This window comes from Streptomyces sp. NPDC046881, from assembly GCF_040645015.1.
Classification (GTDB): domain Bacteria; phylum Actinomycetota; class Actinomycetes; order Streptomycetales; family Streptomycetaceae; genus Streptomyces.
In genome coordinates this window covers 1-17,542 of sequence record NZ_JBEYXJ010000071.1, presented here as the reverse complement: position 1 = coordinate 17,542, position 17,542 = coordinate 1, and the positions used below count along the sequence as shown (strand labels likewise).

Sequence of the window (17,542 nt, the reverse complement as noted above, 5' to 3'; positions counted from 1 at the left end):
CCTTGCAGCAAACTCCCCGCCGCAATCCCCCTAGGAGTCACGAGCCGTGATACCGAGATGGCCGGCGCCGCGCACGCGCCGTACGCCGCATCGCAGAGGAAGGGCCGCCGCCCTCACCGGCCTGGCCCTCGCCGCCGCCCTGATCCAGGCGCCGGCGGCCCGGGCCGCCACCCCGCCCGCACCCCCCTCGGACGCGACCCTCGCCGCCGTGCCCGCCCGGCACGACGACACCCGCGAGCAGTTCTACTTCGTCATGCCCGACCGGTTCGCCAACGGTGACACCTCCAACGACCGGGGCGGACTCACCGGCTCCCGGCTCAACACCGGCTACGACCCCACCGACAAGGGCTTCTACCAGGGCGGCGACCTCAAGGGCCTGACCCGGCGCCTCGACTACGTCAAGGGCCTCGGCACCACCGCCATCTGGATGGCGCCGATCTTCAAGAACCGCCCGGTGCAGGGCACCGGCGCCAACGCCTCCGCCGGCTACCACGGCTACTGGATCACCGACTTCACCCAGGTCGACCCGCACTTCGGGACCAACAAGGACCTCCAGACCCTCATCGCCAAGGCGCACGCCAAGGGCATGAAGGTCTTCTTCGACGTCATCACCAACCACACCGCCGACGTCGTGGACTACAAGGAGAAGTCGTACGACTACCTCTCCAAGGGCGCCTTCCCGTACCTGACCAAGGACGGCCGGCCCTTCGACGACGCCGACCACGCCGACGGGCGCCGGAGGTTCCCGGCCGTGGACGCCGGCTCCTTCCCGCGCACCCCGCAGGTCATGAGCGGGTCCAAGGTCCCGTCCTGGCTCAACGACCCGACGATGTACCACAACCGGGGCGACTCCACCTACGCGGGCGAGTCCACCACCTACGGCGACTTCTCCGGCCTCGACGACCTGTGGACCGAGCGCCCCGAGGTCGTCAGCGGCATGGAGAGGATCTACCAGCGCTGGGTGAAGGATTTCGGCGTCGACGGGTTCCGCATCGACACCGTCAAGCACGTGAACATGGAGTTCTGGACCCAGTGGGCCACCGCACTGGACCGGTACGCGGCCCGGCACGGGCGGAAGAACTTCTTCATGTTCGGCGAGGTCTATTCCGCCGACACCTCCGTCACCTCCCCGTACGTCACCCAGGGCCGCCTCGACGCCACCCTCGACTTCCCCTTCCAGGACGCGGCCCGCTCCTACGCCTCCCAGGGCGGCAGCGCGCAGAAGCTCGCGGGCGTCTTCGGTGACGACTACAAGTACACGACCGACAAGGCCAACGCGTACGAGCAGGTCACCTTCCTCGGCAACCACGACATGGGCCGCATCGGGTACTTCCTGAAGCAGGACAACCCGAAGGCCACCGACGCCGAGATCCTGGCGAAGGACAGGCTCGCCAACGAGCTGATGTTCCTCAGCCGGGGCAACCCGGTCGTCTACTACGGCGACGAGCAGGGCTTCACCGGCCCCGGCGGCGACAAGGACGCCCGCCAGACCATGTTCGCCTCGAAGGTCGCCGACTACCTGGACGACGACGAGATCGGCACCGACCGCACCCACGCGAGTGCCGCCTACGACACCAAGGCCCCGCTGTACCGGCAGATCGCCGCGCTCGCGAAGCTGCGCCGGGCCAACCCGGCCCTGACCGACGGAGTGCAGACCGAGCGGTACGCGGCCGACGGGCCCGGCGTCTACGCCTTCACCCGCACCGACGCCCGCAGCGGCCAGGAGTACGTCGTCGCCTTCAACAACGCCGGCGAGGAACGGACGGCGACCTTCGCGACCGGATCGGCGGACAGGACGTACCGGGGCGTCTACCGGGCCACCGGCACCGTGCGGTCCGACGGCGACAAGAAGGTCACCGTCACCGTCCCGGCCGGCTCCGCCGTCGTCTACCGGGCCGCCGGCGCCCTCCCCGCGCCCGCCGCAGCGCCGGAGATCACCCTGACCGCGCCGGCCGCCGGCGCCACCGGGACGGTCGTCCTCAAGGCCGGCGTCGACGGCGGACAGCTCAACCGGGTCGTCTTCGCCGCCCAGGTGGGCAACGGCAGGTGGAAGACGCTCGGCTCCGCCGACCACGCCCCCTACCAGGTCACCCAGACCCTCGACGAGGACGTGCCCGCCGGCACCGCGCTGCGCTACAAGGCCGTCGTCGTCGACTCCGCCGGGCACACCGCGAGCGCCACGGCGAGCAGCAGCACCGGCACCCCGCCCGCGCCCGAGGTCCCCACGGCCTCCTCCCGCGACTACGCGGTCGTCCACTACAAGCGCACCGACGGCGACTACGACAACTGGGGCCTGTACGCCTGGGGCGACCTCGCCGACGGCGAGGCCACGAACTGGCCGGCCAGCCACCCCTTCGTGGGCCGCGACGCCTACGGCGCCTTCGCCTACGTCAAGCTCAAGTCCGGCGCCTCGAACGTCGGCTTCCTGGTCATCGACAAGGACGGCGACAAGGACGTCTCCGCCGACCGGTCGATCGACGTCACCCGGACGGGTGAGGTGTGGATCGAGCAGGGCAAGGCCGACGTCCTCACCCGGAAGCCGGACTACCCCGCCCAGGACACCACCAAGGCGGTCCTGCACTACCACCGGGCCGACGGGAACTACGACGGCTGGGGTCTGCACGTCTGGACCGGCGCGGCGAACCCCACCGACTGGCCGAACCCGCTGAAGCCGGTGAAGACTGATGCCTATGGCGCGGTCTTCGAGGTGCCGCTCGGCGCGGGTGCCACCAGTCTCAGCTACATCCTCCACAAGGGCGACGACAAGGACCTGCCCACCGACCAGTCCCTGGACCTCAAGGCCGACGGCCACGAGGTGTGGCTGTTGAACGGCCAGGAGGAGCACCTGCTGCCCCAGCCGGCCGGCAGCGCGGCCGCGCTCGACCTGACCACCTCCAAGGCGATCTGGATCGACCGGAACACCGTCGCATGGAACGGCGTCGACGGCGCCGCCTCCACCCAGCTCCTCTCCTCCCACGACGGCTCGATCACCGTCAAGGACGGCGCGCTGACCAGCGACGACGAGCGCTGGCTGCGACTGACCAAGACCACCCTGACCGACGCCCAGAAGGCGAAGTTCCCGCACCTGAAGGACTACACCGCCTGGTCCGTCGACCCGCGCGACCGGGACCGGGTGCGCGGCGCGCTCGCCGGGCAGCTCGTCGCCACCCAGCGGGCCGCGAACGGCGCCGTCCTGGCCGCGACCGGCGTGCAGATCGCCGGCGTGCTGGACGACCTGTACCCCGGCGCGACGAAGGCCGACCTCGGGCCGACCTTCCACGACGGCAGGCCGACCCTCGCCGTATGGGCGCCGACCGCGCAGAGCGTCCACCTCGACCTCGACGGCACGTCCGTGAAGATGCGCCGGAACGACACCACCGGCGTCTGGTCCGTCACCGGCCCGGCCTCCTGGAAGGGCAAGCCCTACCGGTACGTGGTGAAGGTCTGGGCGCCCAGCGTCCGCAAGGTGGTCACCAACAAGGTCACCGACCCCTACTCGGTCGCCCTGACCGCGAACTCGGCGCGCAGCCTCGTCGTCGACCTGAACGACAAGAAGCTCTCCCCGAGCGGCTGGGCGGCCCTGAGCAAGCCCAAGGCCGTACCGCTGAAGGACGCGCAGATCCAGGAGCTGCACATCCGGGACTTCTCGGTCGCCGACAAGACCGTTCCGGCCAAGGACCAGGGCACCTACCTGGCCTTCACCGACAAGAACAGCGACGGCTCCAAGCACCTGCGCGCGCTGGCGAAGGCCGGGACGTCGTACGTCCACCTGCTGCCCGCCTTCGACATCGCGACGATCCCCGAGAGGAAGGCCGACCAGGCGACCACGGACTGCGACCTGGCCTCCTACCCGGCCGACTCCGACAAGCAGCAGGAGTGCGTGGCGAAGATCGCCGCCAAGGACGCCTTCAACTGGGGTTACGACCCGTACCACTACACGGTCCCCGAGGGCTCCTACGCCACCGACCCGGACGGCACGGCCCGTACCGTCCAGTTCCGCACGATGGTGAAGGCGCTCAACCAGGACGGCCTGCGGGTCGTCATGGACGTCGTCTACAACCACACGGCGGCCGCCGGCCAGGCGGACACCTCCGTACTCGACCGGATCGTCCCCGGCTACTACCAGCGGCTCCTCGCCGACGGCTCGGTGGCCAACAGCACCTGCTGCGCCAACACCGCGCCCGAGAACGCGATGATGGGCAAGCTGGTCGTGGACTCGATCGTCACCTGGGCCAAGCAGTACAAGGTCGACGGGTTCCGCTTCGACCTCATGGGCCACCACCCCAAGGCCAACATCCTGGCCGTCCGCAAGGCCCTGGACGCGCTCACGCCGGAGAAGGACGGCGTCGACGGCAAGAAGATCATCCTGTACGGCGAGGGCTGGAACTTCGGCGAGGTCGCGGACGACGCCCGGTTCGTGCAGGCCACGCAGAAGAACATGGCCGGTACCGGCATCGCCACCTTCTCCGACCGCGCCCGTGACGCGGTGCGCGGCGGCGGCCCCTTCGACGAGGACCCGGGCGTCCAGGGCTTCGCGTCCGGGCTCTACACCGACCCCAACTCCTCCACGGCCAACGGCACGAAGGAGGAGCAGAAGGCCCGGCTGCTGCACTACCAGGACCTGATCAAGGTCGGTCTGACCGGCAACCTCGCGCGGTACCGCTTCACCGACACCGCCGGCAAGCAGGTCACCGGCGCCGAGGTCGACTACAACGGCTCGCCCGCCGGTTACGCGGACGCGCCCGGCGACGCCCTCGCCTACGTGGACGCGCACGACAACGAGTCGCTGTTCGACGCGCTGGCCTACAAGCTGCCCAAGGACACCTCCGCGTCCGACCGGTCCCGGATGCAGGTCCTCGCGATGGCCACCGCGGCCCTCTCGCAGGGACCGGCCCTCTCCCAGGCCGGCACCGACCTGCTGCGCTCGAAGTCCCTGGACCGCAACTCCTTCGACAGCGGGGACTGGTTCAACGCCATCCACTGGAACTGCGCCGACGGCAACGGCTTCGGCCGCGGGCTGCCCCCGGCGGCCGACAACGCGTCCAAGTGGGAGTACGCCAAGCCGCTGCTGAGCGCCGTCGCGGTGGGCTGCCCGCAGATCACCGGGACCTCCGCCGCCTACCGGGACCTGCTGAGGATCCGGACGACCGAGCGGGCCTTCTCCCTCGGCACCGCCGGGCAGGTGCAGGAGCACCTCTCCTTCCCGCTGTCCGGCACGGAGGAGACGCCGGGCGTGATCACCATGCGCCTCGGTGACCTGGTCGTCGTCTTCAACGCCACCCCCGAGCGGCAGGAGCAGCGGATCGCGGCACTGGCCGGTCAGCGGTACCGGCTGCACCCGGTGCAGGCGGCGGGAGCGGACGAGGTCGTGAAGGGCTCCGCCTACGCGGCCGGCTCGGGCACGTTCACCGTTCCGGCCCGGACCGTCGCGGTGTTCACCCGGTCGGAACTAGGGTGAGGCCGTTGCCGTAGAACAGGAGTGCGCATGCCGCAGATCACCATCGACTACTCCGACACGCTGGAGCACGCCTTCGACCGCGAGGGCTTCGCCCGGGGCCTGCACGACGCGGTCGCGGAGATCGCGGTGGCGAAGCCGGAGAACTGCAAGTCCCAGTTCCGGCCGAGCGCGTACACGGTGGTCGGTCAGGAGGATCCCGGGGCGCGCGGGCACGCCGTCGTGCACGTGACGATCGGGCTCCTCGCCGGGCGCAGCGACGAGACGAAGGCGCAGCTGACGGAGGCGGTCCTGGACCTGCTCCGCAAGCACGTGGCGGACACGGCGTTCGCCGTGCACGCCTCCGCCGAGATCCGCGATCTCGACGCGTCGTACCGGAAGTTCGACCGCTAGGGTCTTTCTTCCGGATCAGGCCGGCCCCGAGCGACCGCACCACCTGGCCGACCCGCGACACCGGCAAGATCCGGAAGAGAGGCCCTAGGGCACGCTCACGAACCGAGGGCGATGAGCCGGCCGACCAGGTCCGCGAAGGGGCCGTCGGCCGGCTCGTCCTTCACCATCGTGCGCAGCAGCCCGGCCATGTCCGCGTCGTAGGCCGCGCTGACGGCCGCCAGCGCGGCGAAGTCGTGCACGAGCTGGATCTCCAGCTCGGCGCGCGGGACGCGCCGGCCGTCCAGCCAGATCAGCGCCGTGGACTCGGCGAGCGAGATCCAGGAACGGACCACCAGCTCCAGGCGCGGGGACGCCTCCCGCACCCCGAGGTGCGACAGGATCTGGTCGTACGCGGCCTGCCGTACGGAGTCGATGAGCGCGTTCGTGGTGGAGGAGCCGACGGCCGGGCCGCCGCGCATCAGGGCCGAGAAACCGGGGCCGTGATCGTCCACGAAGTCGAAGTAGCGGCTCATCACCCGCAGCAGCCGGGCGCCGAGCGGGCCCTCGTGCGGCTCGGCGAAACGGCTCGCCAGATCCTCCGAGGCACGCTTCAACGCGGCCTCGTACAGGCTGAGTTTGCCGGGGAAGTAGTGGTAGACGAGCGGGCGGGAGATGCCCGCCGCGGTGGCGATCTCGTCGATGGAGACGTCGTCGGGCGAGCGTCGGCTGAACAGGTCGAGGGCGACACCGATCAGCTGCTGCCGCCGCTCCTCGACGCCCATCCTGCGGCGAACCCCGGTACTCATGCGAACACTTTACCGATCAGTTCCGGCCGTTTGCGATCACATGTCGAGCACCAGGCGATCGCCCCGCGCCCGGGACACGCAGATCAGCATCGCGTCCCGCCGTTCCGCGTCCGTCAGCAGCTCGTCCCGGTGATCGACCTCCCCGTCCAGTACCGGCTGCCGGCAGGTCCCGCAGAAGCCCTGCTCGCAGGAGTAGGCGGTGTCCGGCAGCTCCCGGCGTACGGCGTCCAGCACGGACGAGCCGGCCGGCACCGTCAACGTGCGCCCGCTGCGCCGCAGTTCCAGCTCGAACGCGCTGTCGCCGCCGGCCGCCGCACCGGGCGCGAACCGCTCCAGGTGCAGGGCGGTCCCCTCGGGCAGTGCCTCCTGCACCGCCGCCGTCAGGCCCTCCGGACCGCAGCAGTACACCGCCGCACCCGGGGCCGTGCCCGCGAACAGCGCGGCCAGGTCCGGCCGGCCGTCCTCGTCCTCGGCGACGACCGTGAGCCGGTCCCCGGCCAGCCTCCGCACCTCCTCCAGGTACGGCATCGACGCCCGGGTCCGCCCGCCGTACAGCAGCCGCCAGTCGGTGCCGTCCGGCAGGGACCGCAGCATCGGCAGGATCGGGGTGATGCCGATGCCGCCGGCGACGAACACGTACGAGGGCGCGCCGGCCAGCGGGAAGCGGTTGCGGGGGCCGCGCACCTCCAGCTCCATGCCCTCGGCGAGCTGCTCGTGCACCTCGCGGGAGCCGCCCCGGCCGTCCGGCACGAACCGCGCGGCCACCGTGTAGGAGGAGGTGTCCCCGGGGTCCCCGCACAGGGAGTACTGCCGCACGAGCCCCGAGGGCAGCACCAGGTCCAGGTGCGCCCCCGGCTCCCAGCGCGGCAGGTCCGCGCCCTCCAGGCGCAGTTGGACGACCCCGTCGGCGATCGTCTCGTGCGCGGTGAGCAGCAGCCGCAGGGCCCGCGGGCGCGGCCGGCCGGAGAGCGGCGGGTCCAGGGCGGGCAGCGGCCACAGCGGGGAGCGCCGGACGCGGCGGCGCAGGGCCCGCCGGGTGAGCAGGGCGGCGCCCGCGACGAGCGCGACGGTACGCGGCTTCGGCATCACGCGGCCCTCTTCTCCGCCGCCGTGGCCGCGGGCGAGGAGGCCAGGTAGGCGACGGCCTGCTCGGTGTCGCCCTCCTGCGAGGGGTGGTAGTCGCGGCGCAGGTAGCGGGGGACGGACCTGAGCATGTCCCCGGTCGTGGGCAGCAGGCCCTGCCTGCCGCGCACGTACAGGTCCTTGAGCGTGGCCCTGCCGTCGACGAGGGTCGGGTCGTTCGCCATGAAGAAGCGCGTCCCGCGCTGCCACAGGAACACCAGCGCCGTGAAGGCGGTGGCCCAGGTCCGGACCCGCCGGCGGTAACCGCCGTCGAGGTGCATGAACAGCTCGAAGGCGACCGAGCGGTGCTCGACCTCCTCCGCGCCGTGCCAGCGCAGCAGGTCCAGCATGGTCGGGTCGGCGCCGTGCCGGTCGAGTGCCTCGGCGTTGAGGACCCAGTTGCCCAGGAACGCCGTGTAGTGCTCGATGGCAGCGATGAGGGCGACCCGCTCCATCAGCCACCACCTGCGCGGCCTGCCCGGCGGCAGGGTCCGGTCGCCGAGCAGCTTCTCGAAGAACCAGTCGACCTGCGCGATGTACGGCGTCGGATCCAGCCCCAGCTCACGCAGGTGGGGCAGCACCTCGTCGTGGGCCTGGGAGTGCATCGCCTCCTGGCCGATGAATCCGATGACGTCCGCACGGAGCCGCTCGTCCCGGATGTACGGCAGCACCTGCTTGTACACGTGCACGAACCAGCGCTCACCGGCCGGCAGCAGCAGGTGCAGCACGTTGATGGTGTGCGTGGTGAAGGGGTCCCCCGGCACCCAGTGCAGCGGCGTGTCCTCCCAGGAGAAGGACACCTTGCGGGCCTTGAGCGGCACCCGGGCCTGCGTGTTGGACATGGCGTCAATGTACTGATCAGTAGGGTGCTTGAGAACCCCTGTGCGGCAGCTTGTTGACGCTGGTGTCAGCTAGTGCAGTCCGCGGATCTCCCGCCCGTCCGCCAGCCTCCCCGTCAGGTCCGCCCGTGCCCCCTGCGCGGCCTTCACGGCCAGCAGCGGCCCCGGCCCGGACGCGGTGACCCCGCCCGACGCCCCGATCGACGCGGTCTCCCTGCTCCCCGCCGCCAGCAGGTACCAGGAGCCCGCCGCCGACTTCCACAGCACGCCGGCCAGCACATGCGGATCACGCGGCCCGCAGGCCGGCACGTTCGTGCCCTTGGCGACGACCGCGCCGGCCGCCCCGCCCGGCGTGCGGAACAGCGCCAGCGCGGCCGTGCCGTCGCCGCGCCAGGTCTCCGCCCGGGTGCACACCCAGGTACCGGAGCCGCTGCCGTCCGGCAGCGGCTGCTCGGCGTACGCCCAGGCGTTGACGCTCCGGATGCCCGCCGAGCGCTCGGCCGCCAGGGAACAGGCGAACGGCGCCCACGTCCGCAGCCCCTCCGCGCCGGACACCTCCTCGGCCGCACCGGGCCGGCCGGCCGTGAGGTGGGCCGGGACCAGCTCGCCGAGGTCGGTGGCGAGCTGCGTGCCCAAGGCGCCGGTCAGCTGGAGCACGTTCCACGACGCGCAGGCCCCGGGCTGCAGGGCGGGGCTGGCCAGCGGTGCGGTGACACCGTCGGCGAGGGCGAGCGGCGTCACCGACGCGCCCGGCTTCGTCAGGTCCCGCTGGGCCGCCTTCGTGACCCAGGGCGCGGTCAGATAGCGGACGTTGCCGTCGGAGCGGCCCAGCACCAGCGCGCTCGCCGCGGCGCCCGTCGCGCCGTCCACCCGGGCGAAGTCCAGGGCCGCGCCCTGCGTGCCGCTCCTCGGCTCGGCGTACCGGGCGATGCGCAGGCCGTCGTAGAGGATCACCACCCGGGCGGCGTCGATCTCGCCCGCGTACAGCAGCTGGGGCGGGCCGGCCGGGCCGCCGGTCTGGGTGCCGGGGGTCGCCGACACCCGGACCGTCTCCCCGGGACGGGCCCAGACCGCGAGGGCGCGGCGCAGCAGGGCTTTGTCACCGGTGAGCGGGCCGCGCGCGGGCCACACGGAGAAGTCGGTGCGGGCCGAGGTGCGCCAGACGGCGGGGGAGACCCGGGTCAGCCGGCCCGGGTCCAGGGCGGCCTCGGCGGCCGGGTTCCCGGCGTAGACGGGCGCGGCGGCACCGTCGGGGCCCCAGCCGCCGCCCGGCACGGCGACCAGCGCGCCGCACACCGAGAGCGCCGCGACGGCGGTCAGCACCGCCTTGGTGTGCCGGCGGCGGCGCATCAGGTCGGTGGGCCGGGCCTGCAGCGAGCACGGGTCGAACTCCGGGGAGCACAGCAGCCCCGGCTGGGCGGGCACGCTGTTCGCCGAGGCCAGCGCGCCGCCCGGGTCGGCCACCCCGGCGGCTTCGAGGAGGTCGCGGACGTCCGGGTCGGGCAGCTGCTCCAGGCCCCGCAGGACGTAGGCGGCGCGGGCCGGTCCGGACAGGGCGGACAGCCGCTGGTCCAGGGCGAGTTCGTCGGCACCGCCCGAGCGCGGGAACAGCCTCAGGCCCCACACCTGGGGGAGCAGCGGCGGCAGCTGGGCGAGCCGGGGCAGGCCCTTGCGGGGGCGGGCCGCCTCCAGGGCCGTCCGCAGCACCCGCTCGCGCAGACAGGCGTACCCGGGGTCGCCCTCCCGGCCCGCGGTCTGGGCCGGGATCACGGACGGCTGCCTGCGGCCCCGGGGCAGCGCGCGCTGGGTGAGGGCGTGTGCGGTCAGCACGCGGCGGCTGCGGCCGAGGCCCGGCGGCAGCACGAGGTAGGCGAGCCGGACCAGCCGGGGGTAGTGCTCGACGAGCGCGGCCTCGGCCTGCTCGACGTCGACCGGGCCGGCGCCGCCGGCGGAGGGGGGACGCTGGGATACATCCTGTGACTGCACGTCCGGGAGAACGAGCGAGCCGGTCGTCGGTCACCGCCGGACGAGTGATTCACACCTCGGGTTCGACCAGGGCACGCGCGTAGTTCGCCATCGACCGCTGGTAGCGCGGCAGATGGGGGGCGAGCGCGCCGAGCACGAGGGACAGGCCCTCGCGGTCACGGCCGAGGCTGGACAGGCACAGGGCGAGGCAGGCCCGTACCGCGTCGTCCAACTCGTCGGAGGGCGCGTCCAGTTCGGCGGTGAGCAGCTTGACGCCCTCCTCGGCGTGCCCGGTGTTCCGCAGCGAACTCGACAGCTGGATCTTCGCCCGGCGGCCCTTGTAGCCGTCGAGTCCGCGGGCCAGCGCCTCCCGGTACAGCGGCACCGCCTTGTCGGAGTGCCCGGTGGAGTCCCAGGCGCAGGCCTGCTCGAAGGGGCCCAGCGGGCTGTCGTCCGGCAGCTCGGCCACGAGTGCGTCGATCAGGGCGCGGAAGTCCTGGGCGCGCTCTTCCGGATAGTCGTCGAAGGCGGCCCAGGCGGCGGCCACACGGTCTTCCCAGTTCTGGTTCACCGCGTCACCTTCGCACATCCGTGCGCGCCCGGTCACCGGTTTTGAGCGCACCGCGCGCGGGAGCCGTATCCGAAGGGGCTGGGGCATGCTTGGCACACCAGGACCGGAGGAACAGATGAGGTTGACAGGACTGCTGCTCGGCGCCGCGGCCGTGCTGACGCTGGCGGGCTGCGGCTCCGGCTCGGGCGGGGACACCGAGTCGGTGCCGCCCACCGCGACCGGCAGCCTGGAGCGTCTGGCCGCCGAGGTGAAGTGCAAGCCGAACATACAGACCGACGCCGACGAGATCCGCCAGGCCATCTGCCGCAACGGTGACGGCAAATTCATCCTCGCCACCTTCGCCACCGACCGCGGCCAGCGCGAGTGGATCAACGACGCGAAGGACTACGGCGGTCACTACCTGGTCGGCCGCAAGTGGGTCGCCGTCGGTGACGACGGGGTGGTCAAGGCGCTGCGCGGCACGCTCGGCGGCGACCTGGAGGAGGGCACCGACCACCACGCGCACAGCGGCTGACCGGAATGCCGGGGCATGACGAAGGCCGGTGACGGGAGGGGGATTCGTCACCGGCCTTCTGTCCTGTGTCCGTTACCGGATCACGCGCAGTTCTGACCGCGGTTGATGCAGTTGGCGATCTTGTTGGCCAGACCGTTCTTCGTGACGCTGATGAAGTCGTCGTGGTCCGTGGCCGCCTTGTGCAGCTGCTCCGGGAAACCGTCCACTGCGTAGGCGTTCTTCACCTGGCCGTTCTGGATGGTCGGCGGGTTGATGTTGTAGACGAGCCGCATGGTCAGCTGCGGGATCGCCTTGAACCCGTTGGGGCAGACACCGCTCGCCGGGTCGGCGAACGCCACGTGGGTGCGGTGGTTGGCGCTGTCGGCGTTCTGTCCGTCCCAGCAGCTCTGGAAGGCGAACGAGCGGACCACCTTGCTGCCCTGCGGGCAGATCGGGTACTGCTGCGTCAGCTGCACCTTGTTCTCGAAGCCGGTGCAGCTCCAGTGCGCGTTGGCGTTCGCCAGACCGTTGGTGGTGGTTTTGGCGTCACCGGTGATGATGCGCAGGAACTGCGGCATCGCGACGACCTTGGAGGCCGGGCTGCCCACGTACTTGATCTCGGCCTGGGCCGGGGTCAGGATGCGGCCGACGTTGCCTTCCTTGCCGCCGCCGTCCTTGTTCTGGTCGAAGTCCTGGGTGCCGTCCTGGATGCGGACCACCGGCCAGTAGTACGACGACAGGTCGTTGCGGTTCTGGCAGCTGGTGCCGCCCTGCAGGAACGTGTTGTTGCTGGAGAACGCGTTGACCTTCTGGTTGCCGACGTAGTCGTGCAGGTGGTGCGCGCCGTTGGTCACGCCGGGCGCCACGATCACGTTGTCGGTGTTGAAGTTCTTGTTCGCGTTCACGCCGCAGCGCGTGGTGAACGTACCGGTCGAGGCGTTGCCGGTCTTGTTCGGCTTGCCCTGGACGTTCGGCGCCACCTTGGTGATGTCGACGAAGTCCGCCGCGACCGGGCCGTTGCCGGCCTGCCCGCCGATGTTGCCCTGCTGGCCGTTCTGGCCCTGCTGCTGGCCGCCGTTCTGCTGTTGACCGCCGTTCTGCTGCTGGCCGCCCTGCTGCTGTTGACCGCCGTTCTGCTGCTGGCCGTCGTTCTGCTGCTGGCCACCGGCGTTCGTCTGGTTGGCGGTCTGCGTCGTACAGGCGGCGAGCTGCTTGAGCGTGTTGTCGAAGGAACCGCCGACGCGCTGGATGTCGATGCGGATCCGGTCGATCGTCGCCGCCCGCTTCTCCTTCAGGGGGCCGACGATCGAGTTCTGTACGAAGCTCGCGTCCCTCGTCTGGGCGTCCCGGGTGGAGGCGAGCCGGTTGTAGGCCTCGGTGATCTGCTTGTCGAGGTTGGCCAGCTCCGTCGCCACGCCCTGCCGGGCCGCGTTCGGCACGTTCGTCAGCTTCTGGCCGACGTCCGGGCAGGAGATGGTCGCGACCTGCGCCGTCGCGGCCTTGGTCTGGTTGCCTCCCCACGACTGGTTGTTCGACTCGTGCGCCGAGGCGTAGAAGTTCGCCCAGATCAGCCCGCCCCCACCGAGCGCTAGGGCCGCCGATGCGGCAATGGCCTTGGTGGCCAGCGGCGTACGGCGTTTTCGTGTGTTGCGTCCCATGGAACTCCTCTGACTTCCTTGCGGGGCAGCATCGAGGCGCCCGACAGGAGTGAAGCGGCGCCCTTCCATACGGACGCCGCCCCGGAGGTGTTCACCGGTCTCACAAATTCCCCTCAGAAACAGCAGAGTTGACAGGTCACCGGTCACGGTCCAGATGGGCGAGCACCGCCAGCACGCGCCGGTTGTCGTCGTCGGACACCTCCAGGCCCAGCTTGGCGAAGATGTTGGAGGTGTGCTTGGCGATCGCCCGCTCCGTCACCACGAGCTGGGCGGCGATCCCCGCGTTGGACCGGCCCTGTGCCATCAGCTCCAGCACCTCCCGCTCCCGCGGGGTCAGCCGGGCGAGCGGCTGGTCGCCGGCCGACCGCCGGGACAGCAACTGCTGGATCACCTGCGGGTCCATCGCCGTACCGCCGGCCGCGACCCGCCGTACGGCGTCCACGAACTGCTCCGCGTCGAACACCCGGTCCTTCAGCAGGTAGCCGACCCCGCCCGTGCCGTCGGCGAGCAGCTCGCGCGCGTACAGCTGCTCCACGTGCTGGGAGAGGACCAGCACCGGCAGCCCGGGCCGCGCCCGCCGGGCCGCGAGCGCGCACTGCAGACCCTCGTCGGTGTGCGTCGGCGGCAGACGTACGTCCACCACCGCCACGTCCGGCGCCAGCTCGGCCAGCGCCCGGCCGAGTTCCGGCCCGGACTCGACGGCGGCGGCGATCTCGAAGCCGTAGGCCTCCAGCATCCGCACCAGCCCGTCGCGCAACAGGAAGAGGTCTTCGGCTAGGACAACGCGCACGGGATCTCCAGGGTCACCATGGTGGGACCGCCGGCGGGACTGCTGACGGCCAGGACTCCGTCGAAGGTACCGAGCCGGCGCTCGATCCCGGCGAGCCCCGAACCGGCCCCGGCGGCCGCGCCGCCCCGGCCGTCGTCGGTGACGATGATCCGCAGCCGGCCGTCGGTGTGGTGCACGTCGACCCGGATCCGGTCGGCACCGGAGTGCTTGACGGCGTTGGTGAGCACCTCGCTCACCGCGAAGTAGGCGGCCGACTCGACCGGCGCGTCCGCGCGGCCGGGCAGATCCACGGTGACCTCCGTGGGGAGGGGCAGCCGGAGCGCCAGCGCCCGTACGGCGTCGCCGAGTCCGCGTTCGGCGAGCACCGGGGGGTGGATGCCGCGCACCAGGTCGCGCAGCTCCGCCAGGGCCTCGGCGGAGTTCCGGCGGGCCTGCGCGAGCAGTCGCTTGGCCTGCGCCGGGTCCCGTTCGACCAGCATCTCGATGGTGCCGAGGTCCATGCCCATGGCGACCAGCCGGGCCTGGGCGCCGTCGTGCAGGTCCCGTTCGATGCGGCGCAGTTCGGCGGCCGAGGTGTCGACCGCGTCCCGCCGGGTCTCCGTCAGCACCCGGACCCGCTCGGCGAGTGCGGCGTGGGAGGCGCCGATCACGGCCCGGGTGAGCCGGAAGTGCGCGGTGAGCAGGCGGGGGGTGAAGCGCCAGGTGCCGGCGAGGACCAGGGCGCCGAACGCGGCCGCGCCGAGGGCCGTCGCCTGGCCGGTGACCGGCACGAAGCCGTACCAGTAGACGTCGCCCGGTTCCCGGACGTACGCCCGCCACAGCCCGGCGCCCACCAGGAACCCCTGGAGCGGGAAGAACACCAGCACGGCCGGTGCCAGCGCGGTGACGAAGCCCGCGGTCATGTCCACCGGCAGCCAGAGCACGTCCCGCCGCACCTGCGGGTCCCGGAGCAGCGCGACGGTGCGCGTCCAGGGGTTGGCGCTCTCCGGGAGCGGCCGGTACGCCGCCGGGATGTGGATCCCGCACCACTGGGCGGCGAGCCTCCTGCGGGCGTCGGCCAGCGCCCGGACGCCGGTGAGGATCGCCGGAGTGGTGACGAGGCCGATGCCGAGCGGTATCAGTGCGACGGAGAGGAGCGTCAGGACGAGGAACGCCACACCGCACGGCAGCACGACGACGGCCAGCACCAGCCCCTGCACGGCGGCCAGCAGCGCCTCCCTGGCCTGGGAACGGAAGGCGGCTGTGTCTTTCTCGGTGTTCATGCGGCCAGTCTTGCCGACGGCCGCGGCCGGGTCAGTCGTCCGAGGGCCCCTCCTGGGGGGTGGTGCCAGGTACACCCCCGGCCCGGGCCAGCACCTTCGCCTCGACCTCCGGGTCCAGTCCCTTACGGGTGCGGTCCGGCCGCTGGGGCGCGCTGCCGCCGAGCTCCGTCAGCCAGCGCCAGGTGTCCGCCACGGTCTCGCCCACCGGACGGCACACCAGCCCCGTCGCCAACGCCCGCGACACGTCGGCGCAGTGCACGGCGTCGAACATCTCGCCGCCCGGCGGCACCCACACCGGCAGCTCGGTCCACGGCTCGATCCCGGCGTCCAGGATCGGCTCCGGGTCGGTCCAGCACAGTTCCGCGTCCGCGCCGGTGACCCGCAGACACGCCTCGAGCAGCTCGCCCATCGTGGTGTGGCCGGGCGGGCCGACCAGGTTGTACGGGCCGGACAGACCGCGCTCCAGCGCGCCGAGCAGCCACGCGGCGAGGTCGCGCGCGTCGACGTACTGCAACGGCAGTGTCCGCGGGCCGGGGGCCAGCACCGGGCCGCCGCGGGCGATCCGGGTCAGCCACCAGGGCAGCCGGCCCACGTTCTCGTACGGGCCGAGGATCAGGCCGGCCCGGACCAGCAGCGAGCCGGCCGCGCCGAAGGCCCCGACGGCGGCCAGTTCGCCGCCGCGCTTGTCCGCCGCGTAGTCCGTCGGCCCGGCGTCGGCGGCACCCTCGACCAGCGGGGCGTCCTCGGCGGCGCCGCGCGGCCAGGGCCACGCGTACACCGACCGGCTGGAGACGTACGCGTACCGGCCGGCCCGGCCGCGCAGCAGCCGGGCCGCCTCGTGCACGGCACGCGGGGCGGCCGACCAGGTGTCGACCACGGCGTCCCAGCCGGAACCGTCCGCCGCGAGCGCGGCCAGACCGTCGGGCGCGGTGCGGTCGCCGTGCAGCGACCGCACCCCGGCCGGTGCCCGGTGCCGTCCCCGGTGGAAGACGGTCACCTCCCAGCCGCGCCCGAGCGCGGCCTCCACCACGGCCCGCCCCACGAACTCCGTACCGCCCAGCACCAGAAGTCTCATGCCGGGATGGTGCCCGGTCCGGAGCCGGAGGGCGCGCGGCTCTGCCGACGGCAGAACGGTCAGCGGCCGGTCGGCGGCGTGTACTTGTAGCCGACCCGGCGCACCGTCTGGATCGCCTGGCGGTGCTGGGCGCCCAGCTTGCGGCGCAGCCGGGCGATGTGCACGTCGACGGTGCGGCCGTCGCCGACGTGGCCGTAGCCCCACACCGTGGTGACCAGCTGGTCGCGGGTGTGCACCCGGTGCGGGTGCGCCACCAGGTGGGCGAGCAGCTCGAACTCCAGGTAGGTGAGGTCGAGTTCGCGGCCGTCGACGCTGGCGGTGCGCTGCACGGTGTCGATCCGCACCAGCGGGTCGGTGCCGGCGGAGCCCGCCAGGGGCTCCGGCTGGTCCGGGACCGCGACCGGCAGGAACGGGGGCCGCTGGTCGGCCGGGACCAGCACCAGGTAGCCCACCATCGGCGGCTGGCCCGGCAGGGCCGGCAGGGTGTGCTGCGGCGCGGGCAGCCAGGTGGCGCCCGGCGGCAGGAAGTCCGCGACGTCGACCACCTCGTCCCGGTCGACGGCGCGGAGCCGGTGCCGGGCGCCGTTCGGGGCGGGGGTGGCCAGGGTGGCGGTGGAGAGGGAACCAGAGGTCGCCATGAGAGGTCAGCTCTTTCGCGCGAGGAGTTCGTCGGGAGGAGCGGCGGCCGCGATTCGTGGTCGGGCGCGCCGGAGGACGTACGTCGTTCCGCGCTGGCCGAAGGCCGGGGGTGTACGGCTTTAGAGGGCCCGCGCGTTCATCGCGCGGCGACACACACGGTCGAAGTCGTGGTGCTGACGGGAAGGCCAGAACGGCTCGAGGTCGTGACGACCCGTCGCGGTGATCTTCTGGAAGCCGGCCATGGGCCCATTGAAGCAGAGGCGCGCGGCGGGCAGGAGTCTCCTCTCACTGCTTGGACGCTTCCGTGGCGTGAAATCGACATGGCATTCCCCTGGTCCCCCGCCGTTTCGCGCTGGTCAGGGGCCTGACGGCAGTTGACCGTGTCCGGAATGCCGTCTCACTCCTCGGGACGGCGACGGCCCGGCGGTGCGGGGAGCCGGCGCGCACGGGGGCGCGACACGCGCGAGGGGCGCCCGCTGTGACAGCGGGCGCCCC

The 17,542-nt window shown here is 72.3% G+C and carries 13 protein-coding genes; 3 read left to right on the top strand and 10 right to left on the bottom strand.

All coding sequences use genetic code 11. The annotated features are described in order from the left end of the window. Window positions 1-46 precede the first annotated feature (46 nt). On the top strand, window positions 47-5,458 hold the full coding sequence (gene pulA / locus ABZ923_RS27930; protein ID WP_361476673.1) for a pullulanase-type alpha-1,6-glucosidase: 5,412 nt from the start codon (window positions 47-49) through the stop codon (window positions 5,456-5,458). A gap of 27 nt (window positions 5,459-5,485) precedes the next feature. After that, entirely contained in the window at window positions 5,486-5,848 is a 363-nt protein-coding gene (locus ABZ923_RS27925; protein WP_361476671.1) for an isomerase, read from the top strand. A 95-nt stretch (window positions 5,849-5,943) separates the two neighbouring features. Here ABZ923_RS27925 and ABZ923_RS27920 read toward each other — a convergent pair whose 3' ends face one another. From ABZ923_RS27920 to ABZ923_RS27900, 5 genes are all read right to left on the bottom strand, one after another. Then, complete coding sequence (locus ABZ923_RS27920; protein WP_361476669.1) at window positions 5,944-6,633, bottom strand: TetR/AcrR family transcriptional regulator; 690 nt, start codon at window positions 6,631-6,633, stop codon at window positions 5,944-5,946. Window positions 6,634-6,669: 36 nt separating this feature from the next. Then, the gene (locus tag ABZ923_RS27915; protein WP_361476667.1) at window positions 6,670-7,719 is read right to left on the bottom strand and encodes a PDR/VanB family oxidoreductase; all 1,050 of its coding nucleotides are present in this window, start codon (window positions 7,717-7,719) and stop codon (window positions 6,670-6,672) included. Continuing rightward, window positions 7,719-8,597: a metal-dependent hydrolase gene (locus ABZ923_RS27910; RefSeq protein ID WP_361476665.1), complete on the bottom strand. Its 879-nt coding sequence runs from the start codon at window positions 8,595-8,597 to the stop codon at window positions 7,719-7,721. Before ABZ923_RS27910 ends, ABZ923_RS27915 begins: the two co-directional genes overlap by 1 nt. A gap of 69 nt (window positions 8,598-8,666) precedes the next feature. After that, complete coding sequence (locus tag ABZ923_RS27905; protein WP_361476663.1) at window positions 8,667-10,580, bottom strand: hypothetical protein; 1,914 nt, start codon at window positions 10,578-10,580, stop codon at window positions 8,667-8,669. A gap of 49 nt (window positions 10,581-10,629) precedes the next feature. Continuing rightward, window positions 10,630-11,148, bottom strand: a complete 519-nt coding sequence (locus ABZ923_RS27900; RefSeq protein ID WP_361476661.1) for a tetratricopeptide repeat protein — start codon at window positions 11,146-11,148, stop codon at window positions 10,630-10,632. 97 nt (window positions 11,149-11,245) lie between these two features. Between ABZ923_RS27900 and ABZ923_RS27895 the strand changes: the two genes are divergently transcribed. Next, complete coding sequence (locus tag ABZ923_RS27895; RefSeq protein WP_361476659.1) at window positions 11,246-11,644, top strand: hypothetical protein; 399 nt, start codon at window positions 11,246-11,248, stop codon at window positions 11,642-11,644. Between the two features lie 80 nt (window positions 11,645-11,724). Here ABZ923_RS27895 and ABZ923_RS27890 read toward each other — a convergent pair whose 3' ends face one another. From ABZ923_RS27890 to ABZ923_RS27870, 5 genes are all read right to left on the bottom strand, one after another. Continuing rightward, window positions 11,725-13,281 carry a DUF1996 domain-containing protein gene (locus ABZ923_RS27890; protein ID WP_361476657.1) on the bottom strand — a complete coding sequence of 519 codons (1,557 nt, stop codon included), beginning with the start codon at window positions 13,279-13,281 and terminating at the stop codon, window positions 11,725-11,727. 136 nt (window positions 13,282-13,417) lie between these two features. Further along, window positions 13,418-14,071, bottom strand: coding sequence for a response regulator transcription factor (locus tag ABZ923_RS27885; protein WP_361476655.1), 654 nt, complete (start codon window positions 14,069-14,071; stop codon window positions 13,418-13,420). Then, window positions 14,056-15,333 carry a sensor domain-containing protein gene (locus ABZ923_RS27880; RefSeq protein WP_361476653.1) on the bottom strand — a complete coding sequence of 426 codons (1,278 nt, stop codon included), beginning with the start codon at window positions 15,331-15,333 and terminating at the stop codon, window positions 14,056-14,058. Before ABZ923_RS27880 ends, ABZ923_RS27885 begins: the two co-directional genes overlap by 16 nt. 31 nt (window positions 15,334-15,364) lie before the next feature. Continuing rightward, on the bottom strand, window positions 15,365-16,408 hold the full coding sequence (locus tag ABZ923_RS27875; protein ID WP_361476651.1) for an NAD-dependent epimerase/dehydratase family protein: 1,044 nt from the start codon (window positions 16,406-16,408) through the stop codon (window positions 15,365-15,367). A 59-nt stretch (window positions 16,409-16,467) separates the two neighbouring features. Next, window positions 16,468-17,046: a winged helix-turn-helix domain-containing protein gene (locus tag ABZ923_RS27870; RefSeq protein ID WP_361476649.1), complete on the bottom strand. Its 579-nt coding sequence runs from the start codon at window positions 17,044-17,046 to the stop codon at window positions 16,468-16,470. Between the last annotated feature and the right edge of the window lie 496 nt (window positions 17,047-17,542).

What these genes read in the sequence shown, in the direction of transcription:
- ABZ923_RS27925 (WP_361476671.1), top strand. Translation starts at nt 5,486, where the DNA reads ATGCCGCAGATCACCATCGACTACTCCGACACGCTGGAGCACGCCTTC.
- ABZ923_RS27920 (WP_361476669.1), bottom strand. Translation starts at nt 6,633, where the DNA reads ATGAGTACCGGGGTTCGCCGCAGGATGGGCGTCGAGGAGCGGCGGCAG.
- ABZ923_RS27915 (WP_361476667.1), bottom strand. Translation starts at nt 7,719, where the DNA reads ATGCCGAAGCCGCGTACCGTCGCGCTCGTCGCGGGCGCCGCCCTGCTC.
- ABZ923_RS27910 (WP_361476665.1), bottom strand. Translation starts at nt 8,597, where the DNA reads ATGTCCAACACGCAGGCCCGGGTGCCGCTCAAGGCCCGCAAGGTGTCC.
- ABZ923_RS27900 (WP_361476661.1), bottom strand. Translation starts at nt 11,148, where the DNA reads ATGTGCGAAGGTGACGCGGTGAACCAGAACTGGGAAGACCGTGTGGCC.
- ABZ923_RS27895 (WP_361476659.1), top strand. Translation starts at nt 11,246, where the DNA reads ATGAGGTTGACAGGACTGCTGCTCGGCGCCGCGGCCGTGCTGACGCTG.
- ABZ923_RS27890 (WP_361476657.1), bottom strand. Translation starts at nt 13,281, where the DNA reads ATGGGACGCAACACACGAAAACGCCGTACGCCGCTGGCCACCAAGGCC.
- ABZ923_RS27880 (WP_361476653.1), bottom strand. Translation starts at nt 15,333, where the DNA reads ATGAACACCGAGAAAGACACAGCCGCCTTCCGTTCCCAGGCCAGGGAG.
- ABZ923_RS27875 (WP_361476651.1), bottom strand. Translation starts at nt 16,408, where the DNA reads ATGAGACTTCTGGTGCTGGGCGGTACGGAGTTCGTGGGGCGGGCCGTG.
- ABZ923_RS27870 (WP_361476649.1), bottom strand. Translation starts at nt 17,046, where the DNA reads ATGGCGACCTCTGGTTCCCTCTCCACCGCCACCCTGGCCACCCCCGCC.